Genomic DNA, 24936 nt, shown 5'->3' with positions numbered 1-24936 from the left:
GGAGGATCAGCGTGGGTGACCTGAAGCAGCACAGTCTCATCAAGGCCCAGGAGCGGCTTCGCGACCAGGTCGGCCACGCCCTGCGGGCCGCCCTGATAGCAGGTGAACTCCGGCCGGGCAGCGTCTATTCGGCGCCCGGTCTCGCCGCCGAACTCGGCGTCTCGGCCACCCCCGTGCGCGAGGCGATGCTCGACCTCGCGCGCGAGGGCCTGGTGGAACCGGTCCGCAACAAGGGCTTCCGGATCACCGAGGTCAGCGAGCGCGAACTCGACCAGTGCACCGAACTGCGGATGCTGATCGAGGTCCCCACCGTCGGCCGGGTCACCGAACTCGCCGAGCGGGAGCAGCTGGAGGCGCTGCGGCCGCTCGCCGAGGAGATCGTCGCCGCCGCCCGCCGCCACGACCTCATCGGGTATCTGGAGGCCGACCGCCGCTTCCACCTGACCCTGCTCGGCCTGGCCGGGAACGACCGGCTGGTGGAGACCGTCAGCGAGCTGCGCAAGCGGTCCCGGCTGTACGGCCTCACCGGGCTCGACGAGGCCGGGAAGCTGGTCTCCTCGGCCGAGGAGCACGTGGAACTGCTCGAACTGATGCTGTCCGGCGACCGGTCCGGGGCCGAGGCGTGCATGATGCGCCACCTCGGCCATGTGCGCTCGCTCTGGGCCGAGGCCCGGGACGAGCCCGTCGAGCGCCCCGGTGTGCGGCTCGGCCCGGTCCGCAAGGGCTGACCGGGCCGGACCGCGAGCAAGCCGGGCCGCGAGCAGTCGGGCCGTGCGCGGCCGGGCCGGGACACCCCGGACCGGCCCGCCGGGTCAGCGCACCGCGGGCTCATCCCCTCGCGGGCAGCACCGCGTTCGTCACCGCGAGCGCCGTCACCGCGCTCGCCAGGCCGAGCACCGCACCGGCCGCCACATCACCCGGATAGTGGACCCCGGTGTGCACCCGCGAGTAGCCCACCGCACCGGCGAGCAGCCCGAGCGGGACGGCCATCGGCGGCAGCACCACGCCGACCGCCGTGGCGAACGCGACCGCCGAGGCGGTGTGCCCGGACGGGAACGACGCCGAACGGGGCATCGGCACATGCCGGTCCACCGTCACCCGGGCCGACTCGCGGTCCGGCCGTGGCCGCCGTACCAGGCGCTTGCCGAGCAGGTTCGCCGACGCCGAGGCCACCGCGATCGCCCCGATCCCGGCCACCGCCGCCCGGCGCGGCCGGTCGCCCGCGAGGGCCAGGGCCGCCGCCACCGCCACCGAGATCTTCGAGTGGTCGGCGGCGGCCGACAACCGCCGCAGGCCCCGGTCGAGCGCCGGGGTCGGGGTGGCGGCGACCGCCGCGTACAGGGCGCCGTCGACCGCGTTGAGGTCGGTGAGCACCGCGCGCAGCGCCGACGGGCGGCGGCCCGTCCGTCGGTGTCCGAGCGGGGCCCGCGGCGCGGTGGACGGGGGAGTGGTCTCAGCCATGGGACGTTCCTCCAAGGCGGCGGCCGAAGGCGAGCACGATGATCCGGCGCCAGTTCAGGGGTGGTGCGGCGGGCACGCCGGGCCGGTCCCGGGGGACCAGGACCCGCAGCGCCCGCGGCCGTACGGTGCAGACCACGGGGGTCGGCAGGGAGAGCGCCTCGCCGTCGACCGCCACCGGAAGCTCGGCGGCCTCGGCGGTCACCTCGACCCGGCGGGCGGAGAACACGTTGAGCCCGGTGGACAGCGCACCGCGCACCGCGAGGTCGGCCGCCTGCGCGGCGCCCTCCACCCGGACCCCGACCACACCGAGGGTGCCCCGGTCGAGCCGGGGCCGTCGCGCGCCGCCGAACGGGTCGGGCGAGCTGTACGGGTTGTTGCTGACGAGGAGCGCCTGCTGGGCGGGCAGCCGGTTGTCGTCCGCGACCGCGTCGAAGCGCCGGCCCTGACCGCCCGCGAGCAGGTCCGGCATCACGGTGAGCGCCGTCTCCGCCTTCGCGTCGCGGTACTCGGGGCGCTGCACGACATCCGCGTACACCCCGAAGGAGACGGTGTTCACGAACGGCCGCCCGTCGACGTCGCCGAGGTCGACGCGGAGTTCCTCGCCGTCCCTGAGCGCGTCGAGGCAGCGCGACGGGTCCTCGCGGTCGAGCCCGAGGTCCATCGCGAAGTGGTTGCGGGTGCCCGCGCTGATCACCAGGAAGGGCAGGCCGTGTTCGGCGGCGACCGCCGCGACCAGCGCCTGGGTGCCGTCGCCGCCCGCGACCCCGAGCAGATCGGCGCCGTCCGCGACGGCGGCCCTGGCGAGCTCGGTGACATCGGCGAACTCGCCGTCGGGACCGGTGGGACCGAGCAGTTCCACCCGGGCGCCGAGCGCCTCGGCCTTGCCGACCAGGCCGAACTTCTCGACCTTGCCGCCGCCGGACTTCGGGTTCATCAGGAGCACCGGCCGCCGGGGCGGCCTGGCGGGCCGGGTCCGGTGGCCGCGCCCCGGCCGGTGAAGCGCGCGCCGGGCGCAGGACAGTGAGACGACCCAGAACGCCAGGGCGGTCAGCGCGGCGGGCCACAGACCGCTGTCGACGTACAGGACGAGGACCGCGACCGGGGTGCCGACGGCGAGCAGCGCGCCGAGCAGCCGGACCGGACCCCGGTGGGCCAGGAACCACCAGACACCGGCCGCGGCGAGCGCGAGGCCCACCAGACCGCTGCCGACGACGAGCAGCCCGCCGCTCCCGAACGGGACGAACAGCGAGACCACGGCCGCCGCGGCGGCGAGCACCGCGCACCGCGCGAGCAACCGGGAGCGCGCCACGGTCCTGGTCCGGTCCGGATCCTCCGTGCTCACCGTCTGCCTCCCCTGTCTCCCGTGCCACTACGGTCCGTCCGGCGAACCCTGCCCCCGTTCCGACAAGCCAAGCGTGCTGGCCGGAGGGGTCCGGCACCGCCCGACGCGCCCGTTCGGGTGAGCGTCCCGCGCCGTCGGCACGATGGCGGCGGGGGTCCGACCGGATACCGATTGTGGCACGGGCCGTTTGGCGACAAGATCGTTCGGGTGCGTGATGATGCGAAGCTCTCGGACGGGGTCGTCACCCTGTCACCGCCCGGCCCCGACCACCCCGAGCAGCCCGGACACCCGGAACCGGACCCGCTGTCCTGGCGCCCGCACGGCCCCGCCGTGGTGTTCGGGATCCGGGCCGGGCGGCTGCTCGGCACCCTCGAACTGCGCCCGGCCCGCACCGCCGACGGCCTCGCCGACGGCGACGTCGACCTCCGCTACGCCCTCGCGCCTGACGCGCGCGGCCGCGGCCTCGCCACCCGCGCGGTGCTCCTCGGCTGCGCGCACGCCCGCGCGGCGGGCGCCCGCCGGGCCGTCGCCGCGACCCCCGTCGACGACCCGGCCGCGGCGGCCGTCGCCCGGCGGGCCGGATTCGTCCGGCGCGGCCAGATCAGCCGCGCCGACGGCACCGCGCACGACTGGTGGGTACGGGACCTCGACCGGGACTGACCCCTGGGGGCCCGCAGGGACCCTCAGGCCATGATCCCGCTGCCGTGCGGCGCGTACAGGTCGAGCAGCCGCACCCGCGTCACCTGGAGCCGGTGGGCCAGGATCTGGCCCACCCAGAACGTCACCGAGGCGCCGAACTCCGCGTCCGTGCGGCACATCGACCGCACGGCCGCGCCGTCGAACTCGTACGCCCTGACCGGGGTCATCGCCTCCGCGCCCGACTGGCACAGATACGGCGGGAACAGCCACGACAGGCCCACCAGCTCACCGTGCCGCAGCGTCTCGATGACCGGCGAGCCACGGCCCGGGACCTTGGCGTCCAGGGCCACCGCGCCGGTCTTCACGATCCAGAACCGGTCGGCCCGCTGCTGCTCCTCGAACAGACGGTCGCCCGACTCGAAGTACGCGTCCTCGGCGTACGCCATCAGCCGTTCCCGGTGCTCCGGCGGCAGGGTGCTGACCTTGGGTGCGGCGGTGTTCATGGCGGGCCTCCTCGGCGCGGCGACGGCGGGCGTCCCGGACGGCGTGCGTCCCGACTCCAGTGTCCGGCCTGCCCCGGATGTCCGCCCACGCCGCACACGTCCGGTCACACGGACGCCGTACCGCGTTGCGCCACCCCGTCGAACCGCCCGTACGGCCGGTGGCGACCCGGTCACCCTCCGTATAGCGTGACCGTGTCCCGGGGGACCCCGCGCGGAACGGTTGCCTTCGCATGGCGGACAAGCCCTCGATCGTCCTCGTCCACGGCTTCTCCGCGTCCACGGCTTCTCCGCCCGCGAGACCGCGGGCTGATCGCGGTTCCGGCCCGCCCCGACGGCCGATCGGGGCGGGCCGGTGGCGTCACACGGCGCCGGGAGCCGGGGTCCCTACGGGGCGCCGTCGCCCTCGCCGCGCACCAGACGCCCGTACGCCTCCGCGAGCAGCTTGGTGGTGCCGCCCACCGTGAACTCGCGCGCGTCGACCGCCCGTACCGGCTGCACCTCGTACGCCGTGCCGGTGAGGAACACCTCGTCGGCGACGGCCAGTTCGGCCGGGTCGATCGCCCGCACCCGGACCGTCAGACCGAGTCCGGCGGCCAGCGCGATCACCGTCTGCCGGGTGATGCCGTCCAGGAAGCCGTCCGGCACCGGGGTGTGCAGCTCCCCGTCGATCACCAGGAACAGGTTCGCCCCCGTCGCCTCCGCCAGGTTGCCCCGGTGGTCGAGCAGCAGCGCGTCGTCGAAGCCGTCCGCCTCCGCCTCGTCCCTGGCCAGCGTCCCGATCGCGTACAGCGACGCCGCCTTGGCCCGGACCGGCGCCGACTCCGGCGACGGACGGCGCCAGCGCGAGGTGCGCAGCCGGATGCCCGACTCCTGCGCGTCGTCGGAGAACACGTGCGGCCACTCCCACGCCGCCACCGCCACATGCACCGAACTGCCCGCGCCCGACACGCTGATCTGCTCGCTGCCGCGCCACGCCACCGGCCGTACATAGCCGTCGGTGATCTGCCCTCGCGACACGATCTCCCGTGTGACGGCGTCGAGTTCGGCCGCCGACCAGGGCAGCTCGAAGTTCATCTCGCGGGCCGAGGCGCGCAGCCGCTCCGCGTGCTCCACCGACTTGAACGGCTGCCCGCCGTACACCCGGACGCCCTCGAACACGGCGCCGCCGTAGTGCAGTCCGTGCGAGAGGACGTGCAGCCGGGCCTCCCGCCACGGCACGAACGCGCCGTCCACCCAGATGGTGCCGTCCCGGTCGTCGAACGGTATGGACGTCATGCCCGGGCCTCCTCGGCCTCGTCGTGGCCGGCCGCGTGCGCCGACTCGGCCGTGTACTCGGTCGCGTACTCGATACGGACGGCCCGCTCAAGCTCGGCGTGGAACGCCTCGGCCTCCGGCGTACTGTCGTGGCGGGAGATCACGAAGGCCGGGTAGCCGGTGAAGTCCGGGTACGGGCGCACCACATCGCCCGGGAACAGCATCTGGATCAGGTGGTCGACCCGCGGATCGGCCGCCACCTCGGCGAGCCCGTGCACGGCGCTGATCCGCCCGTGGCCGCCGCACGGCACGATGTAGTTGGCGGCGGCGCCGACCGGCTCCGCGAGCCCCTCGGCCGCCGGGTCCGACGGCGCGCCGCCCACCGCGAGCCGCAGCGCCTCGGCCGCCAGGTCCACCCCGCTCACATGCGAGGCGACATAGGCCGAGACGCCGGAGCCGCCGATCCTGGCGCCCATCTCCAGGAGATAGGGCCGGGTGCCGCCGCGCAGCCGCAGCTCCGTGTGGGTGGGCCCGTCGGTGATCCCCAGCGCCGCGTGCGCCGCCGTCACCTCGCGCACCACCGCGTCCCGCACGTCCGCCGGGAGCGCCGCGGGCGCCCGGTAGACGCTCTCCTCGAAGTAGGGGCCCTCCGGCTCGCCCTTGTAGCCGATCGACAGGACCCGCACCCTGCCCTGGTACGCCAGCGACTCCACGGCGAACTCGGGCCCGTCCAGGTACTCCTCGACGACCAGCGCCGCGTCCCGCACCCCCAGCTTCGCCGCGCACACCGCGCGCACCTCGGTCACCGTGGTGCGCAGCGCGGCGGGCGAGTCGGCGCGGGTGACGCCCAGGCTGGAGAAACCGTGCGCGGGCTTGACCACCACCGGGAAGGTGAGCGCGTCGGCGGCGGCGAGGCCCGGCTCCGGGTCGGGACCGTCGATCCGCGCGAACCGCGGCACGTTGAGCCCCGCCGCCGTCAGCCGCTCCCGCATCACCCGCTTGTCCTGCGCGCCGAGCGCCGTGTCCCGGCCGATCCCCGGCAGGCCGAGCCGCTCGGCGGCCTCGGCGACGAACGGCACCAGCGGGTCGAACAGGGTCACGATGCCCTGGAAGGGGCGCTCCTCGTGGCGCTTGCGCAGCGCGGCGAGCGCCCCCTCGGGGTCGCCCTCCGGGTCGAGCGGCAGCAGCTCGACGACGGCCGGCGGCAGCCGGTCCGCCGGCACGTCCTCGTCGGGACGGGGCACGAGCACCAGGTCGATCCCGGCCCGTGCGGCGCCTTCGAAGATCCAGGGGAGCGCGCTGCGCTGGTAGACGAGCACGAGGGTGGGGCGGGCTGCGGTCATGAACTGCTTCCTTGGCTCGGTGCGGAGGACGGGGACGCGGGTCCCGCCGGACCGGACACGTCCGGATCCGATGCGGCCGGATCGGACGCGCCCGGGTCGGCGGGGGACCCGTCGGCCGGTACGGTACGCGGCGCGGCCCGGCCGCCGACGGTCAGCCACACCCCGGCGGCGCAGACCGCGATCAGCGCCACGACCAGCGGCCCGGGCGGACCGGCCGAGCCGAGCGCCCACTCGCCGAGCCGCACCAGGAACGGCACCACGAGCGCCACCGCCGACGTGAACAACGGGCCCTTGCGCAGGATCAGTTCGTGCGAGATCACGAACACCGGCGCGGTGAGCACCGCCCCGAGCAGCGCGATGCCCGCCCAGTCCGCCGCCCGGACCGAACCGAGCGGCACGAAGAGCAGCACCGCGACGCCGAGCATCACGGTGCCCGCGCCGGTGATCGCCGGGAGCGCGGCGAGCGGCGGCACGTCCGCCATCCGCTGCCGGTACACATACCCGTACAGCGCGTACGTGAAGGTGCCCGCGAGCGCCATCAGACCGCCGGTGAGCAGCGCGCCGCCGCCGACCGCGGCCCCGCTCGCCCGCCCGTCGGCGATCGCGTAGCCGACGGCCGCGGCCACCGCGAGCAGCGTGCCGGACAGCTTGCGCCGCGACGACGGCTCACGGAACGCCACGATGCCGATCAGGAAGGTCAGACACGGCAGCAGCGACACGATCAGACCGACCCGGGACGCCCCGATCCGGCTGGTGCCGAGCAGCGTCCCCGAGTAGTAGGCGAAGAAGCCGAGGAACGCCAGGACGGCGATCGCGCCGGGGCGCGCCGTCGCCGTGCGCACCCCCGCCCAGGTCCGCGGCAGCACCGCGGCGACCGCCGTGATCACCAGGAAGCTGGCCGCGGTCCGGCCCGCCGCCACGGCGAGCGCGGGCGCGCCGCTCACCAGGTGCCCGGACAGCAGCCATCCGGCGGCGAGCAGCAGCACCATCAGACAGGCCAGGCCGGGGACGAGCAGCCGCCCGCCCCGGCCGGCCGCCGCGGGCGCGGCGGAGTGGTCCTCCGTCACCACTCCGCCCGCGCGAACCGCAGCGGTGGCAGCCGGTCGAGACCGGCCTTGGCGCGCCGCAGCACCTCCTGGTCCGCGGTGAACGCGTAGCGCAGCCGCCGCCCGTTCGCGTCCCGGTCGGTCTCCGGGGCGGGCAGATAGCGGCGTACGAACTCACGCGCCGCGGCCCGGTAGGCGTCGTCCGAGGTCACCTCGGCCTCCAGGCGCTCCATGGTGGCCACGTACTCCCGCAGCGCCTCGACGGCCCGGTCCAGGTCGAGCCGGAGCAGCCCGCCGTCGTCGGGGGAGCCGACCAGGGCGTCGTGCTCGCGGAACCACGAGTAGAGGAACACCCCGGTGCCGGAGTCGAAGTTGCCGGTGGCGTCGTCGGCCTGCGGGTAGCGGAACACCCGCTCCAGGAGGATCATCGCGATCTGCTCCCGCGCGTACGGCACCAGGCCGCTGTCCGCGCAGGCGAGGACGGTCTTCGCGTCGACCTTGATCTCCTCCAGGAGGCCGACGAACCAGTTCATCTTCAGCGAGATGTGCTCGTCGAACGGCCACAGGCCCTGGTAGTGCATGGAGTCGTGGAGGTAGCCCCAGATCGCCCGGGCCTCGAAGCACACCTCGGCGGCGAGCCCGCCGGACGCGCCGGGCAGCGAGTCGGCGGTGAGCACCGCGGCCGCGGCGGGCAGCGCGTACGTCTCGTGGATCTTGCGCATCTTGTTGAAGAAGAACATCGCGTACGGCTGCTCGGTGACCTTGTCGTGCGCGGCCACGTTCTCCGGGAAGAACACCAGGCAGGAGCCGTGCGCGAAGCCCTCGCTGCCGGTCAGCAGGATCAGCGACTGGCAGTTGTTCTTGGGGTGCGGGAAGCTCTCGGCGAGCGTCGGCAGCGCGTCCGGCTCCTTGCGCAGGGCGAAGAAGCAGTCGAGCCGCTTGCCCACCGGCGGGGCGCTGTTGGTGGTCTGGACGGGCGCCAGGAAGAACACCGTGTCGCCGTCGGCCGGGGCGCTGAGCGCGTCCCGGGACCGGCCGAAGTGCGGGCGGCTGTCGAGCCCGGCGGCCAGCCAGCCGTCGACGTCCGCCGCGAGCGCGTCGGCCTGCCCGTGGTGCCCGCGCCGCCGGTGGAAGGCGACGGCCTCGTCCCGGATCCGGGCCAGCAGCTCCCGGTCCTCGTCGGCCGGCTCGGGCACCGTGCCGTCGTCCCGCTGGCGCGCCCGGAAGCGGTCGACCAGCGGGATCAGCGATTCGGCGAGGAACGCGCAGTCGGCGAGCAGCGGCTCGCCGACCGGCGCGGTCGCGGGCGTGGTGGCGGGCGCGGCGCGGAACGCGGTCGCGGTGTCGGCGCTCATCGGGCGGCCCCCGCGAGGGCGGCACCGGCCGCGAGGGCGTCCGTCGCGAGGGCGTCGGCACCGGCGGCGAGGGCGTCGGTGTCCACCGCGAGCACCTGGTGCACGGTGAAGACCATCGGCACCGGGCCGAAGTCCCGCAGCACCCGCAGACCGCGCTCGCGCGCGGCGACGATCGTGGTGATGCAGGCGTCGGCGCGGCCCTCGGCGCACTCGATGGCGGCCTGCGAGTTGCTCAGGACCTCGCGCACGTGGGCGTGGGCCGGGGCGAGCGCCCGCGCCACCAGACCGCGCGGGGCGGGGTGCGAGGCGACGGTCGCCGGGGTGGCGGTGCCGTTGCTGGCGAGGACCATGTTGTGGGTCGGCAGCAGGAAGCTGTCGACCATGTGCAGCCGGTGCAGATTCCCGAAGACCAGGGTGTGCAGGTCGGGATAGACGGCGCAGGCGGTGATCGCGTGCGCGCCGTCGTCGGGCACGGCCTCGAGGGCCGACTCTATGGAGGAGTGCAGGGTCACGGTGCCGTCCTCGATCCCCCGAAGGCGGAGCCATTCGTGGGACGCGGCTTCCAGGTTCGTGCCGTGGGGGCCGAGGGTGTGCAGGTGGCGGATGTCGTCCGGTCGCGCGTGCATCGGCGTGGGGGCCTCTCTGTGAGCGTGTGCGGACACCGGCCGGGTGGTGCGGACTTCCCCGGTACGTGGTGCGAACTGCGGCGGTCTCCTACGCGGTGAATGGCGTACGAGGCCGCCCGCACCGGATCCAAGCAAGGGCCGGGGCGCCGGGGCAAGGTGTTTCGTGGCGTGTCAGGGATGGCCGAATACCCCTGCCGCGTACCCGCCTTGCCGTGTTGCCCCCGGTACCACGGGCGTCCGGTCACCGGGCGGCGAATCCTCGCCACCCCGCGTACCCGGATGTAGTCCGTCAGGTCGTGTCCGGAGTGTGGACGGGCGGCCGCCGCGGCACCCGTCGCGGTGCGCGGCCCCGGCGTGCGGCGGCCCGGCCGAAGGCGGAGCATGAACCTGAAGGAGGAGCTGAGGGAGGACCCGGAGGAGGACCGGAGGAGGGCCCGAGCCAGGACAGGGGGGAGGGTGCGGGGGGAGGCAGGAGGCTGCCATGCCCGTCCCGTACGGAGGCGGCGGAGACGACGGCGTCGACGGCGGCAACGGCGACGCGCTCGTCGTGCTGCGCGGGGTCGACAAGCACTTCGGCACGCTGCACGTGCTCCGCTCCATCGACCTCACCGTCCGGCGCGGCGAGGTGGTGGTCGTCATCGGCCCCTCCGGCTCCGGCAAGTCCACCCTGTGCCGGGCGGTGAACCGCCTGGAGACCGTCGACGCGGGCGAGATCGTCGTCGACGGCCGCCCGCTGCCCGCCGAGGGCCGCGCGCTCGCCGCGCTGCGCGCCGACGTCGGGATGGTCTTCCAGTCCTTCAACCTCTTCGCCCACCGGACCGTGCTCGACAACGTGACCCTCGGCCAGATCAAGGTGCGCAGGAAGAGCCGCGCGGAGGCCGAGCGGCGCGCCCGGGAACTCCTCGACCGGGTCGGCGTGGCCGAACAGGCCGACAAGTACCCGGCGCAGTTGTCCGGCGGCCAGCAGCAGCGGGTCGCGATCGCCCGCGCCCTCGCCATGGACCCCAAGGTGATGCTCTTCGACGAGCCGACCTCGGCGCTCGACCCGGAGATGATCAACGAGGTCCTGGAGGTGATGCGGCAGCTCGCCAGGGACGGCATGACGATGGTCGTGGTGACCCATGAGATGGGCTTCGCGCGGTCCGCCGCGAACCGGGTGGTCTTCATGGCCGACGGCCGGATCGTCGAGGAGGCCGCGCCCGACGAGTTCTTCGGCAACCCGCGCAGCGAACGCGCCAGGGACTTCCTCTCCAAGATCCTCAAACACTGATGCGACCGACCGACCGACCGACCGACCGACCGACCGATCTGACCTGGCCCGACCCGATTCGATTCGACCCGATCCGATGTGACTGACCCGACCCCTTAGGGGTGATCCCATGAACCCGCTCAGGACCCGCCGTCTCACCGTCGCCGCGGCCACCGCGATCGTGCTGTCCTTCACGGGCTCCGCGTACGCCGCCGCCGGTCCCTCCGGCGGCCACGGACAGCGCGCCGACAAGATCACCGTCGGCATCAAGTTCGACCAGCCGGGCATCGGCCTGAAGACCCCGGACGGCACCTACACGGGCTTCGACGTCGACGTGGCGACCTATGTGGCCAAGCAGCTCGGGCACGACCCCGGCGACATCGTGTGGAAGGAGGCCAAGAGCGCGGACCGGGAGACCATGCTCCAGCGCGGCGACGTCGACTTCATCGCCGCCTCCTACTCCATCAACCCCAAGCGCGCCGAGAAGGTCGACTTCGCCGGGCCCTATCTGCTGGCCCACCAGGACGTGCTGATCAGGGCCGACGACAACTCCATCACCAAGCCGTCCGACCTCAACGACAAGAAGCTCTGCTCGGTCACCGGCTCCACCTCCGCGCAGAACGTCAAGACGAAGATCGCCCCCAAGGCGCAGCTCCAGGAGTACGGCGGCTACTCCGAGTGCCTGACCGGCCTGGAGAACGGCGTCGTCGACGCCCTCACCACCGACGACTCGATCCTCGCCGGGTACGCGGCCCAGCCGCAGTTCAAGGGCGAGTTCAAGCTCGGCGGCTTCAAGCTCAGCAACGAGAACTACGGCATCGGCGTCCAGAAGGGCAGCGATCTGAAGGACCGGATCAACACCGCCCTGCAGAAGATGGTCGCCGACGGCTCCTGGCAGAAGGCCGTCGACAAGAACTTCGGACCTGCGGGCTACAAGAACGAGCCCGCGCCGAAGATCGGCGTGATCGTCCAGTGACCGGCCGGGAGACCCGCCGGTGACCGGCCCGGGCAGGCCGTCGTGTTCGACTTCCTCAAGGGCTACGACATCCTGGGCGCCTTCTGGACCACCGTCCAGCTGACGTTCTGGTCCGCGATCGGCTCCCTCGTCTGGGGGACGCTGCTGGCCGCCATGCGGGTCAGCCCCGTCCCCCTCATGCGGGTGTTCGGCACCGTCTACGTCAACATCGTCCGCAACATCCCGCTCACCGTCATCATCGTCTTCACCTCGCTCGGCCTCTTCCAGACCCTCGGGGTCAGCCTCGGCTCCGAGGACTTCACCGTCATCAACTTCCGCCTCGCCGTCCTCGGACTCACCGCCTACACCTCGGCGTTCGTCTGCGAGGCGGTCCGCTCCGGCATCAACACCGTGCCGATCGGCCAGGTCGAGGCGGCCCGCGCGATCGGCCTCGGCTTCACCCAGACGCTGCGCCTGGTGGTGCTTCCGCAGGCGTTCCGCTCGGTGGTCGGACCGCTGGCCAACGTCCTCATCGCGCTCACCAAGAACACCACCGTCGCCGCCGCCATCGGCGTCGCCGAAGCCGCCCTGCTGATGCGGGAGATGATCGAGAACGAGGCCCAGCTCATCCTCATCTCCGTCATCTTCGCCGCCGGGTTCCTCTGTCTCACGCTGCCGACCGGACTGCTCCTCGGCAAGCTCGCCAAGAAGGCGGCGGTGAAGCGATGAGCCGCCGCGACGACGGCGGGGCGACCGTCCTGTACGACGTGCCGGGACCGCGGGCCCGCCGCCGCAACCTCCTCTACGCCCTGCTCTTCCTCGTCGCCGTCGGCGCCGTCGTCTGGTGGGTGGCGGCCGAGCTCGCCGCCAAGAACCAGCTGGACTGGGCGAAATGGGCGCCCTTCTTCACCGACTCCCGGGTCTGGACCACCTATGTGCTGCCCGCCCTGAAGAACACCGTCGTCGCCGCCGCGCTCGCGATGGCCCTGGCGCTGCCGCTCGGCGCCCTGTTCGGCATCGCCCGGCTCTCCGACCACCGCGCCGTCCGGCTGCCCGCCGGGGCGTTCGTCGAGTTCTTCCGCGCCATCCCGGTCCTCATCCTGATGCTCTTCGCCAACGCCGCCTACGCCGAGTTCACCGGCATCAGCCCCGAGACCCGCCCGCTGTACGCGGTCGTCACCGGACTCGTCCTCTACAACGCCTCGGTGCTCGCCGAGGTGGTCAGGGCGGGCATCCTCGCGCTGCCCGCCGGACAGACCGACGCGGCCCGCGCGATCGGCATGCGCAAGGGCCAGACCATGGCGTACGTGCTGCTCCCGCAGTCCGTCACCGCGATGCTGCCCGCGCTCGTCAGCCAGCTCGTCGTCATCGTCAAGGACACCGCGCTCGGCGGCGCGATGCTCGGCTTCTCCGAACTCCTCGCCTCGGTCCGCCCGATGAGCGCCAACTACGGCGCCAACACCATCGCCTGCTTCACCGTCGTCGCCGTCGTCTTCGTGCTGCTCAACCTCGCCCTCACCACCTTCGCCTCCCGGCTGGAACGGCGGCTGCGGCGCGGCCGCCGGACGACCGGCGCGGTCGTCGCGGCGGCCGCGGTGGAGGACCTCGCGGTGCCCGGCGAGCCGGGGCAGCCACCGGACCGCCGCCCCTGACCCGCTGCCCCTGACCCGGTGCCCCTGAGCGCCGGGGCCGCCGCCCTCGCCCGTACCGCCGACCGGCCCCCGACTCCTTACGGCTCGGTGACGTACGGCCCGCAATGCTCGGCCCGGCGCCCCCGGAGGCCCAGAATCGGCAGCATGACCGCCGCGCCCCCGTCTGCCGACACCCCGCCGAACCCCGGACCCGCCGCACCCGGGCCCGCCACCCGCACCGACCGGCTGCTCGCCGCCGTCGCCGGGATCCTCGCCGGGTACGGCGGGCTCGCCGTCGCCACCGTGGCCGCCGTCCTGGTCCGGCCCGAGGCGGGCCCGGTCGCCGCGGTCGGCGACGCCGTGGTCGACCGGACCCCGGCGGGCGTCAAGGACTGGGCGATCCGCACCTTCGGCGAGAGCGACAAGGCGGTCCTGTCGTTCGGCATCCTGGTGCTGCTCACCCTGCTCGCCGCCGCCCTCGGAGGGCTCGCGCTGCGCCGCAGGGCCGCCGCGCTCACCGGGGTCGCCGTGCTCGGCGCGGCCGGCGCGCTCGCCGCCGTCACCCGGCCCGACTCCGAGTCCCTCACCGACGCCTGGCCCTCGCTGACCGGCGCCGCGGCCGCCGCCCTCCTGCTCCACCTGCTGGTACGGCGGCTGCCCAGCGCCCGTACCGCGCCCCCGCCCCCCTGGGCGGCGGGCTGGCGCTCCGCGCCGCGCACCGACCGGCGGAGCTTCCTGGTCGCCGGGGCGGGAGTGGCGGTCGGGGCCACCGGGGCGATGATCCTCGCCCGGAGTGTCGGCTCCACCCGCTCCGAGCACGCCGCCGCCTCCCGCAACGCGCTGCGGCTGCCGAAGCCCGCCTCGCCCGCGCCCGCCGTGCCGCCCGGTGCCCAGCTCGACGTCCCCGGCATCAGCCCTTTCGTCACCCCCGACCGGGACTTCTACCGGGTCGACACCGCCCTCGTCGTGCCCCGCGTCGACGCCGACACCTGGCGTTTGCGGGTGCATGGTGCCGGGGTGGCGCGGGAGCGCGAGTTCACCCTGGCCGACCTCATGCGGCGCGAGGTGGTCGAGCGGGACATCACCCTCGCCTGCGTCTCCAACGAGGTCGGCGGCCCCTACGTCGGCAACGCCCGCTGGCTCGGCGTCCGGCTCGCCGACCTGCTGCGCGCGTGCGGGGTCCGGCCGCCGTCCGCCGGTGGCACGGCCGACCAGCTGGTCGCCCGCTCGGTCGACGGCATGACCATCGGCAGCCCCGTCGAGGACGTCATGGACGGCCGCGACGCGCTCCTCGCCTTCGGCATGAACGGCGAACCGCTGCCCTTCGCGCACGGCTTCCCGGTCCGGATGGTGGTCCCAGGACTGTACGGCTATGTGTCCGCCTGCAAATGGATCAGCTCCATCGAGCTCACCACCTTCGCCGCGTACGACGCCTACTGGGTGCCGCGCGGCTGGTCCGCCCAGGCCCCGGTGAAGACCGAGTCCCGGATCGACACGCCCCGCCCGTTCAGCCGCCCCAAGGCCGGCACCGTCGCGGTCGCCGGGGTCGCCTGGGCCCAGCACCGGGGCATCTCGAAGGTCGAGGTCCGGGTCGACGACGGCCCCTGGCAGGAGGCCGAACTCGGCGCCGAGGACAGCCGCGACACCTGGCGCCAGTGGGTCCACCGCTGGCAGGCCACCCCCGGCGACCACACCGTCGCGGTCCGCGCCACCGACGGCACAGGCGCCCTCCAGACCGAGGCACGCGCCGACACCATGCCGAACGGCGCGACCGGCTGGCACGCGGTGAGCGTCACCGTCGAGTAGCGCCCGCGGCCCCGGGCGCCCGCGCCGAGTGGGTGCCCCGCCCCGGCCGGGCGCACCATGGAGGCATGGAGCAAGCGGAGCCCCGGCCGCGCCCGGAGCACGCGCCCGCGCTCGGGGACGTGAGCGCGCCCGGGCGGCTCGCCGGACCCGACGAGGGCATCAGCGGCGCCGAGCTGGCGCTCGCCACCCGCAACCACGGCCTGCCGCTCGAAGCGCTGCGCCACGACACCACCCCGCCGGGCCTGCACTACGTCCTGGTCCACTACGACATCCCGTACGCCCCCGACGGCCCCGGCGACCGGTGGACCCTCACCGTCGAAGGACTGGTGGACCGGCCGCTCACCCTCGACCCCGCCGCCCTGCGCGAGCGTCCCGCCGTCACCCACCGGGTCACCCTGGAGTGCGCGGGCAACGGCCGCGCCCGGCTCGCGCCCCGCCCGGTCAGCCAGCCCTGGCTGACCGAGGCGGTCGGCACCGCCGACTGGACCGGGGTGCCGCTCGCCGACCTGCTCGCCGAGGCCGGGGTACGGCCCGGGGCCGTCGACGTGGTCGCCACCGGCGCCGACCACGGCGTGGAGCGCGGCGTCGAGCAGGACTACGCCCGCTCGCTGTCCGTCGCCGCCGCCACCGACCCCGCGCGCGGTGTCCTCGTCGCGTACGCCATGAACGGCGCCCCGCTGCCGCCCCAGCACGGCCGGCCGCTGCGCCTGGTCGTGCCCGGCTGGTACGGCATGGCGTCGGTGAAATGGCTGCGCACGCTCACCGTCACCGACACCCCGTTCACCGGCTTCCAGCAGACCGTCGCCTACCGCTACCGGCAGGCGTCCGGCGAACCCGGCGACCCTGTCACCCTGATCGCGCCCCGCGCCCTGATGGTGCCGCCCGGCTTCCCCGACTTCATGACCCGCACCCGGGTGGTCAGGCCAGGCCCCGTGCCGCTCACCGGCCGCGCCTGGTCCGGCCACGCCCCGGTCGCCCGGGTCGAGGTCAGCTGGGACGGCGAGCGGACCTGGACCGACGCCGAGGTCACCGCCGATCCGGTACGGCCCTGGGCCTGGGCCGCCTGGCACGTCACCTGGCACGCCCGGCCCGGCCCGTACACCCTCACCGTCCGCGCCACCGACGGCGCGGGCCACACCCAGCCGCTCACCGCGCCCTGGAACCGCGGCGGCTTCGGGAACAACCTGGTCCAGCGGGTCGAGCTGCTGTGCCTGGCCTGAGCAGGGCCGACTAGAGTCGAGGGGGACCGAACCACCGGCACCGCACGACCGAGGAGCATTCCCGTGACCGACCCGGAGACCACCGCCCCGCAGCAGCAGATCGCCCGGGACCTGGAGGTCGCCGAGACCTTCGAGCCGCGCGCCGAGATCGAGCGCCGGGTCGCCTTCCTCACCGAGCGCCTCACCACCACCGGGCTGCGCGCCCTGGTCCTCGGCATCAGCGGCGGCGTGGACTCCACCACCACCGGGCGGCTCTGTCAGCTCGCCGTCGAGCGGGCCCGGGCGGCCGGCCATCAGGCCACCTTCTACGCGATGCGGCTGCCCTACGGCGTGCAGGCCGACGAGCGCGACGCCCAGCTGGCCCTGGACTTCATCCAGGCCGACCAGGTGCTCACCGTGGACATCAAGCCCGCGAGCGACGCCGCACTGGACGCCACCGTGGCCGCCGGGGTCGTCTTCCGCGACGCCCACCACCAGGACTTCACCCAGGGCAACATCAAGGCCCGCCAGCGGATGATCGCCCAGTACGCGGTCGCCGGTGCCTACGACGGTCTGGTGGTCGGCACCGACCACGCCGCCGAAGCGGTCTCCGGCTTCTTCACCAAGCACGGCGACGGCGCCGCCGACCTGGTGCCGCTCACCGGCCTCACCAAGCGCCGGGTGCGCGCGGTCGCCGCCGCGCTCGGCGCCCCCGCCGAGCTGGTCTGGAAGGTGCCGACGGCCGACCTGGAGACGCTGGACCCGGGCAAGCCGGACGAGGACGCGCTCGGTGTGACGTACGACGAGATCGACGACTTCCTGGAGGGCAAGCCGGTCGGCGAGGCCGCCGCGGAGGCCATCGTGCGCCGCTACCGGCTGACCGACCACAAGCGCCGCCTGCCGATCGCGCCCTGAGCACCCCGCTGACCGGGCCCTGAGCTGACCGGGCCCCGACCGCGGCCCCGCGCGCATCCCCCGGGTGACAGCCGGGGCCCATCCGGCGGTTTCCGCGTGGCGGGGGGTGGCCGGGGGAGGGACGCGGGTGTGCCCTGGAGGGACGGCGCCGACCCCGACAGGGCGTCGGCGCAGGCTCCACGAAGGGAGAACCACCCGTGTTGTTCGGCAGTACGCCCGCGTTCAGCAGTTTCTCGGTCGCCGACCTCGACGCCGCCAGGACCTTCTACGGGGACACCCTCGGTCTCCAGGTCGCCGAGGAGGGGGTGGGCGAGATGCGGATGCTCTTCCTCACCCTGTCCGGCGGGGCCCGCGTCCTCGTCTACCCCAAGGGCGACCAGCACGCCCCGGCGGGCTTCACGGTCCTCAACTTCGAGGTCGCCGACATCGACGCCGCCGTCGACGCGCTCGGCGACAAGGGCGTCACCTTCGAGCGGTACCCGGGCTTCGAGTTCGACGCCAAGGGCATCTGCCGCGACGAACGCGGCCCGGCCATCGCCTGGTTCACCGACCCGTCGAAGAACGTCATCGCCCTGCTGCAGAGCTGACGCCGGCTCAGGCCGCGCGGCCGTCCGGAGACCCGTCCGGAGATCCGTCCGGAATGTGCGGTGAACCGCCGTCGTCTCCCCGTCCGTTGGACCGGGGAGGCGGCGGCGGTTTCGTTTTTACCTTGTCATGACCCTTGCGGGTGGCGTGAAAGGGCTGCTATTCATCCGATAGTAAAGTTTCCTTCCAAAACATCGTTCCGTGGAGATCCCCCATGACTTCGGCACGATCGATACGCCCCTGGCGCCCGCTCGCGGGCGTCGGAACCGCCGTGGCCACCCTCGCCACCCTGCTCCTCGGCCTCGGCGCGGCCTCCCCGGCCGCCGTCGCCGCCCCCGCCGTCCTGGAGGCGGAGGCGGCGACCGTCTCCCAGGGCGTCGTCGAGTCCAACCACACCGGGTTCACCGGTACCGGATTCGTCAACTACGACAACGTCAGCGGCAGTTACGTGCAGTGGAACGTCAACGCCGCCGCCGCGGGCAGCACCAAGCTGACCCTGCGGTACGCCAACGGCACCACCGTCGACCGCCCGATGGACATCAGCGTCAACGGCACCGTGGTCGCCGCCGCCAAGTCCTTCGCCGGCACCGGCGCCTGGACCACCTGGGCCTCCACCACCGTCACCGCCGCCCTCAAGGCCGGTGCCAACACCGTCCGGGCCACCGCCACCACCGCCAACGGCGGCCCCAACGTCGACAGCCTCGCCGCCGACGGCGCCACCACCCCGCCGCCCACCGGCACCACCCCGGCGGCCGTCAACGGCCAGCTGAAGGTCTGCGGCACCAAGCTGTGCAACCAGTACGGCAAGCCGATCCAGCTCCGCGGCATGTCCACGCACGGCACCCAGTGGTACGCCAACTGCGTCAACGGCAGCTCGCTCGACGCGCTCGCCAAGGACTGGAAGGCGGACGTGCTGCGCGTCTCCACGTACGTCCAGGAGGACGGCTACCAGACCAACCCGCGCAAGTTCACCGACCTGGCCTCCTCGATCATCGACCAGGCCACCGCGCGCGGCATGTACGTGATCGTCGACTGGCACATGCTCGACCCGGGCGACCCGTACTACAACCTCGCCCGCGCCAAGACCTTCTTCACCGAGATCGCCCAGAAGCACGGCAACAAGACCAACCTGCTCTACGAGATCGCCAACGAGCCCAGCGAGGTCGCCTGGTCCCGGATCAAGAGCTACGCCGAGGAGATCATCCCGGTCATCCGCGCCAAGGACGCCGAGGCCCCGATCCTCGTCGGCACCCGCGCCTGGTCCTCCTTCGGCGTCTCCGACGACGCCAACGAGTCCGAGGTCGTCGCCAGCCCGGTGAAGGCGTCGAACATCATGTACACCTTCCACTTCTACGCGTACTCGCACCGCGAGGAGTACCTGAACACCCTGTCCAGGGCCGCCGACAAGCTCCCCGTCTTCGTCACCGAGTTCGGCACCCAGAACTACGCGGGCGAGGGCAGCAACGACTTCACCATGAGCCAGAAGTACCTGGACCTCATGGCCTCGAAGAAGATCAGCTGGGTCAACTGGAACTACTCCGACGACGAGCGGACCGGCGCCGTCTTCAAGACCGGCACCTGCAACGCGGGCGGCCCCTACACCGGCACCAGCTCCCTGAAGCCGGCCGGCGTCTGGATCCGCGACCGGATCCGTACGGCGGACGACTTCCCGACCTCCTGACGGCCCCGGCCTTCCGAAGGTCCCGCCTCCGTCAACCACTGAGCTCCTGAGGTGGGCGTACGCCCCCGCCATGTGATCCACTGTGCTGGCGGGGGCGTACGACGAACAGGAGCAGCGCGTCTTGTCCACCTACCGCCAGCCCGGGCTCGTCCTCACCGACCGGCACTACACCGTCCCGCTCGACCACGAGCACCCCGACGGCGAGACCATCGAGCTCTACGCCCGCGAGATCGTCGCGAGCGACCGGGCGGACCGGACCGACCTGCCCTGGCTGCTCTACCTGGAGGGCGGCCCCGGCTTCGGCGCCCGCCGCGCCGTCGGCCCGCAGGACTGGATCGGCCGGGCGGTGCGCGAGTTCCGCGTCCTGCTGCTCGACCAGCGCGGCACCGGACGCTCCACCCCGGCCAACCGGCAGACCCTGCCGCTGCGCGGCACCCCCGCCCAACAGGCCGCGTACCTCGGCCACTTCCGCGCCGACTCCATCGTCAAGGACTGCGAACTGATCCGCCGTGAACTCACCGGCGGCGCCCCCTGGACGGTCCTCGGCCAGAGCTTCGGCGGCTTCTGCGCCACCCACTACCTCGGTGCCGCGCCCGACGGCCTCGCCACCGTCCTCATCACCGGCGGCCTGCCCGCCCTGCGCGCGGGCGCCGACGAGGTCTACCGCGCCGCCTACCCCCGCATCCGGCGCAAGAACGAGGCGCACTACGCCCGCTACCCCGACGACGTCGAACGGGTCCGCGCGATCGCCGCCCACCTGCACGAGCACCGCGTCGAGCTGCCCGGCGGCGGCCCGCTCACCCCCGAGGCGTTCCAGTCCCTCGGCATCATGCTCGGCGGCGGCGACGGCACCCACCGCCTCCACCTCCTCCTGGAGGACGCCTTCGTCCCCACCCCGGCCGGACCCGCCCTCTCCGACGCCTTCCTGGAAGCCGTCCAGACCCACCTCTCCTACGCCGGGCACCCGCTCTACGCCCTGCTCCACGAGCCGATCTACGCCCAGGGCCCCGCCCTCGGCCACGGCCCCACCGACTGGGCCGCCGAACGGGTGCGCGCCGAGTTCCCCGAGTTCGACGCCGCGAAGGCGCTCACCGGCGACGGGCCCGTCCTGTTCACCGGCGAGAGCGTGCACCCCTGGCACTTCACCACCGACCCGGCGCTGCGCCCGCTGCGCGAGACCGCCGAGCTCCTCGCCGCCCGCGCCGACTGGACCCCGCTGTACGACCCCGAGGCGCTGGCCGCCAACCAGGTGCCGGTGGCCGCCGCCGTCTACCACGACGACATGTACGTGGACACCGCCCACTCACTGGCCACCGCGAGCGCCGTACGGGGGCTGCGCACCTGGGTCACCGACGAGTTCGAGCACGACGGGGTACGGGCCGGCGGCCCCCGCGTCCTGGACCGGCTGCTCGCGCTGGCCCGCGGCGAGCTCTGACCCGCCGGGCCCGCCCCCCGCCGGGCTCCCACGGATCGCGCACCCGCGGCGCATATCCTGCGCGCATGACCGAGCAGCAGACCGAACACACCGCCCCGCTGGGCGAGATGCCCACCGACTGGCAGCGCGCGCTCGCCGTCGTCGCCCACCCCGACGACCTGGAGTACGGCTGCGCCGCCGCCGTCGCGGGCTGGACCGACGCGGGCAAGGAGGTCGGCTACCTCCTCGTCAGCCGGGGCGAGGCGGGCATCGACACCCTCGCCCCGGCCGACTGCGCACCGCTGCGCGAACGCGAGCAGCGGGACAGCGCGGCCGTGGTCGGGGTCGGCACCGTGGAGTTCCTCGACCACCGGGACGGCGTCATCGAGTACGGGCTCGGCCTGCGCCGCGACATCGCCGCCGCGATCCGCCGCCACCGGCCCGAGCTCGTCATCACCCTCAACCACCGCGACACCTGGGGCCCCGGGCCAGGCGGCTTCTGGAACACCCCCGACCACCGCGCGGTCGGCCGGGCCACCCTGGACGCGGCGGCCGACGCGGGCAACCGCTGGATCTTCCCCGAGCTCGCCGAGCAGGACCTCGAACCGTGGAACGGGGTCCGCTGGGTGGCCGTCGCGGGCTCGGACCGGCCCACCCACGCCGTCGACGCCACCCCGGGACTCGACCGGGCCATGCGCTCGCTGCGCGCCCACCGCACCTACATCGAGGCGCTGACCGACCAGGACGTCGAGGCGTACTGCCGCGACTTCGTGACCGAGTCGACCGGGCGGTCCGCCGCCCGCTTCGGCGGCCGCCCTGCGGTGGCGTTCGAGGTGTTCCCGCGCTAGCCGTCCCCGGCTAGGCTCCCCGCGTCACTGATCTGACGATCCGTCACACAGGGGGCCGCGGTGCTCGACACGCTCGACCAGGAGGTCCCGGAGGGCGAGGAAAGGATCGCCTTCCGGGTCCGCGACGACGGCATCGGCGAGGTCGTCCTGTGCCGCCCCGACAAGCTCAACGGCTGGAGCTGGGAGGCCAGCCGCCAGCTCGGTCTGATCGCCGACCGGATCCGCTTCGACGAACGGATCCGGGTGGTGCTGCTGCGCGCCGAGGGCCGCGCCTTCTGCGCCGGGATCGACGTGACCGCGCCCGGCGGCGCCATCACCGGGCGTTCGGCCGCCGAACGGACCGCGCGCTACGCGGAGGGCATCCGCTGGGTCCACGAACGCTTCGCCGCCTTCGCCCGGCTGCCGCAGCCGGTGGTCGCCGCCGTCCAGGGCTACTGCCTGGGCTTCGGCTTCGAACTCGCCCTGATGGCCGACATCCGGATCGCCGCCGACGACGCCGTCCTCGCGCTCCCCGAGACCGGCATCGGCGTCGCCGTCGACGCGGGCGGCGACCTGCGCATCGCCCGCGACGCGGGCGCGGGCTGGGCCAAGTACCTGGCCCTCACCGGCAGCCGCATCGACGCGGCCACCGCCGCCCGGCTCGGCCTCGTCCAACAGGTCGTGCCCAAGGAGGAGTTGGCAGGGGCCGCGGCCGCCGTCGCCGCGACGATCGCGGCGGCCGCGCCGCTCGCCGTACGCGCCGTGAAACGCAACATCGACGCCTACGCCGACCAGGGCCTCGCCGCCGCCCTCGACCGCACCGCGCTCGCGGCCGCCCTCACCCTCACTTCCGACGACGCCCGCGAGGGCTACGCGGCGAAGGCCGCCCGCCGCCCGCCGCACTTCGAGGGCCGGTGAGCTTCTGTCCGATCAACCCACCTTTCCACGACGGGAGTTGATTCGCACCGGCGGGGCAGACGAACCGCGGTGTCCCACCGTTCCGTCACCCACAGGGAAGGCAGCATTCATGCAGGAAGCGACCGCCCAGTTACCGCTCATGCTGATCACCGGCTCCGTCCACGGCCGGAGCGTGCGCACCCGGTGCCACTACCGCACCGCCGACCCGTACGCCGTCGCGATGCACTTCGACGACGCCGAAGGCGGCACCCGCTGGCTGCTGTCCCGGGACCTGCTGCTCGCCGGCCTGGAACGCCCGGCCGGGGACGGCGACGTCCACATCGCCCCCGCCGGGGACGGCGAGACGGTGATCGCCCTGGGCGGCCCGGGCGGCATCGCCCTGCTGCGCACCACCACCGCGTCCCTCGCCCGGTTCCTCACCGCCACCCTGCGCCTGGTCCCGCTCGGCACCGAGGGACGCCACGTCGACTGGGACACCTGCGTCACCCGCCTCCTGACGGCCTGAACCGACGGCCCGCGCCCGGCCCCGGCTGCCACCCGACGTTTGCGTCCGGCCGTACGGGGCACTCGCCCCGTCCGTGGGGCGGACGGACGGCCGTGCACTGCAACATGGAGGGTCCTGGTTCGGGGCGGGGGCCGCTCGTTGCTGCTAGCGGCGGCATCGGGAACGGGCATGGGCATGGCGGGGCCCGGTTTCGGTCGGGGAGAGGGTCACCGGGAATGGGCGCGGCGCCGGAGGATGTCAACGGCCTCGCCCCAATTGCGCACGGGCACGCCCCACTCATGGAGCTGTGCGGCGATCCATCGATCACTGATGCCGAACTCTCGTCCAAGGGCGTTGGCGGAGACGGCACCAGAGGCGTACCGCGTGGACACCTCGTCACGCCGCTGCACGAACCGTGCCCGCGCGGCGGCGAGTTCTTCCGGCGAACGGCGGGCGCGTCCACGGAAGACGTATCCGGAGCGAAGCCGCCGGCGGGGGCGGCGGGGAACGCGCCATTCGTCCAGCCGGGCGCGCAGCCACGTGTCAGACACGCCGTAGTCGTCCGCGATCTGCGCTATTCGCTCACCCGCCTGAACGCGGAAAATGATCACATCTTTGTCGGCGCGGGCGGCATCACAGACAGCGGCACGCTGCGCAGAGATACGGCGGGACATGGACACCTTCAGGGTGGGGGAGGGCCCCGCCCGTGCACCACGGGGGCAGCGCACGGACGGGGCAGTGTGAGTGACCGTCTCAGAGGTTCAATCAGTCGGTCGGCGGAGCGAGATAGGCGTCAGCACGGAAGACACCCGCGAGCGTCCCGGGGCCGTGCCGCGAGTCGAGCCACTCCGAAAGAACCTTCGTTTCCCCGCTGATCACCGCGCGCAGCAAGAGGGTGTGCAACTCCTCCTCCTCACCCGGGGCGAACTCGTCCAGGAACGAGGCATAGCGCTGGTTCACTTTCCGCTCGTAGCGGCAGAGCGCTCCCGCGTAACGGGTAACCTCGTCGGGCTGTTCACCGGCCGCCCACGTCGTCACGGCCTCTCGCGTGAGCGTGCCCGTGGTGTCGCGGAACGCGAGCCGTCCTATGGGGTCGTCGGGCTCGCTGATCTCTGCGCGGGTTGCTGCGTCACGGGTGAGCCGACGTGCTTCCCGGTCGCACGCTCCCTCCATGACCACCCCGAGGTTCCGCGTGTACGGGGTACCCTCCGGGTCCGCTGCCGAGTAGGTCTGCCCCGAGACCCGGCGGAAGTTGATGCCGTACTGCGTCCGGACCAGCTTGCCCGCAACGGACACGTACCGGCGCCGGGAGCCGTAGTGGAGGCAGTCATGGGCATAGGCCCGCAGCAGGTCGAGCAGCGCCAAGTCTGCCCGCTCGGGAACGTCGCTCTCCAACGGACCGTGCATGGTGACGACGGCGCACATTTGCAGGTGTCTGTAACCCTGGTCGGGGTGGTGGAAGCCCCCGAACGCACCGTTCCGTGTGGACTCCGCCCCGACCAGCACCCGGTGTAGCGGAAGCATCTGGGAGAGTCCGAGTCCGGCGTAGCGATCCCACGCCATGTAGAAGCCGGCGTGGAAGACGCCCGTGTCCAGACCAGCCGCCTGCCATCGGGCCAGCCGTTCCGTGGCGGTGCGGAACACGTGGTCGGGGTGAGCCGAGGTAAGGACACCGGTGTCGGCCCGCAGCCCGGCCAGAGCCT

At 73.6% G+C, this 24936-nt stretch carries 25 protein-coding genes; 15 read left to right on the top strand and 10 right to left on the bottom strand.

Annotation, left to right across the window (positions count from 1 at the left end):
• Positions 1–11: 11 nt before the first annotated feature.
• A complete protein-coding gene (locus ACIPXM_RS25200) occupies positions 12–728 on the top strand; it encodes a GntR family transcriptional regulator (protein WP_401659373.1) in 717 nt (238 codons plus the stop codon).
• Between the two features lie 100 nt (positions 729–828).
• Here ACIPXM_RS25200 and ACIPXM_RS25195 read toward each other — a convergent pair whose 3' ends face one another.
• Together ACIPXM_RS25195 and ACIPXM_RS25190 are read right to left on the bottom strand one after the other, a co-directional pair.
• Positions 829–1461 carry a phosphatase PAP2 family protein gene (locus tag ACIPXM_RS25195; RefSeq protein ID WP_401659370.1) on the bottom strand — a complete coding sequence of 211 codons (633 nt, stop codon included), beginning with the start codon at positions 1459–1461 and terminating at the stop codon, positions 829–831.
• Positions 1454–2803: a diacylglycerol/lipid kinase family protein gene (locus ACIPXM_RS25190; protein WP_401659368.1), complete on the bottom strand. Its 1350-nt coding sequence runs from the start codon at positions 2801–2803 to the stop codon at positions 1454–1456. The genes ACIPXM_RS25195 and ACIPXM_RS25190 overlap by 8 nt, the downstream gene beginning before the upstream one ends.
• A 207-nt stretch (positions 2804–3010) precedes the next feature.
• Between ACIPXM_RS25190 and ACIPXM_RS25185 the strand changes: the two genes are divergently transcribed.
• Positions 3011–3463, top strand: a complete 453-nt coding sequence (locus ACIPXM_RS25185) for a GNAT family N-acetyltransferase (RefSeq protein ID WP_401659365.1) — start codon at positions 3011–3013, stop codon at positions 3461–3463.
• Positions 3464–3486: 23 nt separating this feature from the next.
• On the opposite strand, the gene ACIPXM_RS25180 is transcribed toward ACIPXM_RS25185, so the two are convergent.
• The 6 genes from ACIPXM_RS25180 to ACIPXM_RS25155 all read right to left on the bottom strand — a co-directional run bounded on the left by ACIPXM_RS25180 (position 3487) and on the right by ACIPXM_RS25155 (position 9569).
• Positions 3487–3945, bottom strand: coding sequence for a Crp/Fnr family transcriptional regulator (locus tag ACIPXM_RS25180; protein WP_401659361.1), 459 nt, complete (start codon positions 3943–3945; stop codon positions 3487–3489).
• 384 nt (positions 3946–4329) lie between these two features.
• Positions 4330–5220: a branched-chain amino acid aminotransferase gene (locus ACIPXM_RS25175; RefSeq protein ID WP_401659359.1), complete on the bottom strand. Its 891-nt coding sequence runs from the start codon at positions 5218–5220 to the stop codon at positions 4330–4332.
• Positions 5217–6542 carry an ATP-grasp domain-containing protein gene (locus ACIPXM_RS25170; RefSeq protein WP_401659356.1) on the bottom strand — a complete coding sequence of 442 codons (1326 nt, stop codon included), beginning with the start codon at positions 6540–6542 and terminating at the stop codon, positions 5217–5219. The genes ACIPXM_RS25175 and ACIPXM_RS25170 overlap by 4 nt, the downstream gene beginning before the upstream one ends.
• Positions 6539–7609: an EamA family transporter gene (locus ACIPXM_RS25165; RefSeq protein ID WP_401659353.1), complete on the bottom strand. Its 1071-nt coding sequence runs from the start codon at positions 7607–7609 to the stop codon at positions 6539–6541. Before ACIPXM_RS25165 ends, ACIPXM_RS25170 begins: the two co-directional genes overlap by 4 nt.
• Positions 7606–8943, bottom strand: coding sequence for a DUF6421 family protein (locus ACIPXM_RS25160; protein ID WP_401659350.1), 1338 nt, complete (start codon positions 8941–8943; stop codon positions 7606–7608). Before ACIPXM_RS25160 ends, ACIPXM_RS25165 begins: the two co-directional genes overlap by 4 nt.
• Positions 8940–9569, bottom strand: a complete 630-nt coding sequence (locus ACIPXM_RS25155) for a prephenate dehydratase domain-containing protein (protein ID WP_401659347.1) — start codon at positions 9567–9569, stop codon at positions 8940–8942. The genes ACIPXM_RS25160 and ACIPXM_RS25155 overlap by 4 nt, the downstream gene beginning before the upstream one ends.
• Before the next feature lie 481 nt (positions 9570–10050).
• Here ACIPXM_RS25155 and ACIPXM_RS25150 point away from each other — a divergent pair, with 481 nt between their 5' ends.
• The 13 genes from ACIPXM_RS25150 (at position 10051) to ACIPXM_RS25090 (ending at position 23254) form a co-directional block, all read left to right on the top strand.
• Entirely contained in the window at positions 10051–10839 is a 789-nt protein-coding gene (locus tag ACIPXM_RS25150; RefSeq protein WP_401659344.1) for an amino acid ABC transporter ATP-binding protein, read from the top strand.
• Between the two features lie 109 nt (positions 10840–10948).
• Positions 10949–11794 (top strand): glutamate ABC transporter substrate-binding protein, encoded by an 846-nt coding sequence (locus ACIPXM_RS25145; protein WP_401659341.1) that lies wholly within the window; start codon positions 10949–10951, stop codon positions 11792–11794.
• 42 nt (positions 11795–11836) lie between these two features.
• Positions 11837–12502: an amino acid ABC transporter permease gene (locus ACIPXM_RS25140; protein WP_401659339.1), complete on the top strand. Its 666-nt coding sequence runs from the start codon at positions 11837–11839 to the stop codon at positions 12500–12502.
• Positions 12499–13425 (top strand): amino acid ABC transporter permease, encoded by a 927-nt coding sequence (locus tag ACIPXM_RS25135; protein WP_401659336.1) that lies wholly within the window; start codon positions 12499–12501, stop codon positions 13423–13425. Before ACIPXM_RS25140 ends, ACIPXM_RS25135 begins: the two co-directional genes overlap by 4 nt.
• A gap of 144 nt (positions 13426–13569) precedes the next feature.
• On the top strand, positions 13570–15210 hold the full coding sequence (locus ACIPXM_RS25130) for a molybdopterin-dependent oxidoreductase (protein ID WP_401659334.1): 1641 nt from the start codon (positions 13570–13572) through the stop codon (positions 15208–15210).
• Positions 15211–15275: 65 nt separating this feature from the next.
• Complete coding sequence (locus ACIPXM_RS25125) at positions 15276–16430, top strand: sulfite oxidase (protein ID WP_401659331.1); 1155 nt, start codon at positions 15276–15278, stop codon at positions 16428–16430.
• A gap of 63 nt (positions 16431–16493) precedes the next feature.
• Positions 16494–17324: an ammonia-dependent NAD(+) synthetase gene (gene nadE / locus ACIPXM_RS25120; RefSeq protein WP_401659328.1), complete on the top strand. Its 831-nt coding sequence runs from the start codon at positions 16494–16496 to the stop codon at positions 17322–17324.
• Positions 17325–17521: 197 nt separating this feature from the next.
• Entirely contained in the window at positions 17522–17911 is a 390-nt protein-coding gene (locus ACIPXM_RS25115) for a VOC family protein (protein WP_401659325.1), read from the top strand.
• A gap of 212 nt (positions 17912–18123) precedes the next feature.
• A complete protein-coding gene (locus tag ACIPXM_RS25110; protein WP_401659322.1) occupies positions 18124–19590 on the top strand; it encodes a cellulase family glycosylhydrolase in 1467 nt (488 codons plus the stop codon).
• A gap of 121 nt (positions 19591–19711) precedes the next feature.
• The gene (locus tag ACIPXM_RS25105; RefSeq protein WP_401659320.1) at positions 19712–21025 is read left to right on the top strand and encodes an alpha/beta fold hydrolase; all 1314 of its coding nucleotides are present in this window, start codon (positions 19712–19714) and stop codon (positions 21023–21025) included.
• Positions 21026–21090: 65 nt separating this feature from the next.
• Complete coding sequence (locus ACIPXM_RS25100) at positions 21091–21852, top strand: PIG-L deacetylase family protein (RefSeq protein ID WP_401659317.1); 762 nt, start codon at positions 21091–21093, stop codon at positions 21850–21852.
• 60 nt (positions 21853–21912) lie between these two features.
• The gene (locus tag ACIPXM_RS25095) at positions 21913–22749 is read left to right on the top strand and encodes an enoyl-CoA hydratase/isomerase family protein (RefSeq protein ID WP_401659315.1); all 837 of its coding nucleotides are present in this window, start codon (positions 21913–21915) and stop codon (positions 22747–22749) included.
• A gap of 109 nt (positions 22750–22858) precedes the next feature.
• On the top strand, positions 22859–23254 hold the full coding sequence (locus tag ACIPXM_RS25090; RefSeq protein ID WP_401659312.1) for an SsgA family sporulation/cell division regulator: 396 nt from the start codon (positions 22859–22861) through the stop codon (positions 23252–23254).
• A 206-nt stretch (positions 23255–23460) separates the two neighbouring features.
• Here the strand turns inward: ACIPXM_RS25090 and ACIPXM_RS25085 are convergent, their stop codons facing one another.
• Positions 23461–23907, bottom strand: coding sequence for a hypothetical protein (locus ACIPXM_RS25085; RefSeq protein WP_401659310.1), 447 nt, complete (start codon positions 23905–23907; stop codon positions 23461–23463).
• 91 nt (positions 23908–23998) lie between these two features.
• The gene (locus ACIPXM_RS25080) at positions 23999–24877 is read right to left on the bottom strand and encodes a hypothetical protein (protein ID WP_401659307.1); all 879 of its coding nucleotides are present in this window, start codon (positions 24875–24877) and stop codon (positions 23999–24001) included.
• Positions 24878–24936 lie beyond the last annotated feature (59 nt).

The sequence above is a fragment of the Streptomyces sp. NPDC090025 genome (assembly GCF_044748125.1).
Lineage (GTDB): Bacteria > Actinomycetota > Actinomycetes > Streptomycetales > Streptomycetaceae > Streptomyces.
This window is presented reverse-complemented; position numbering and strand designations above follow the sequence as displayed.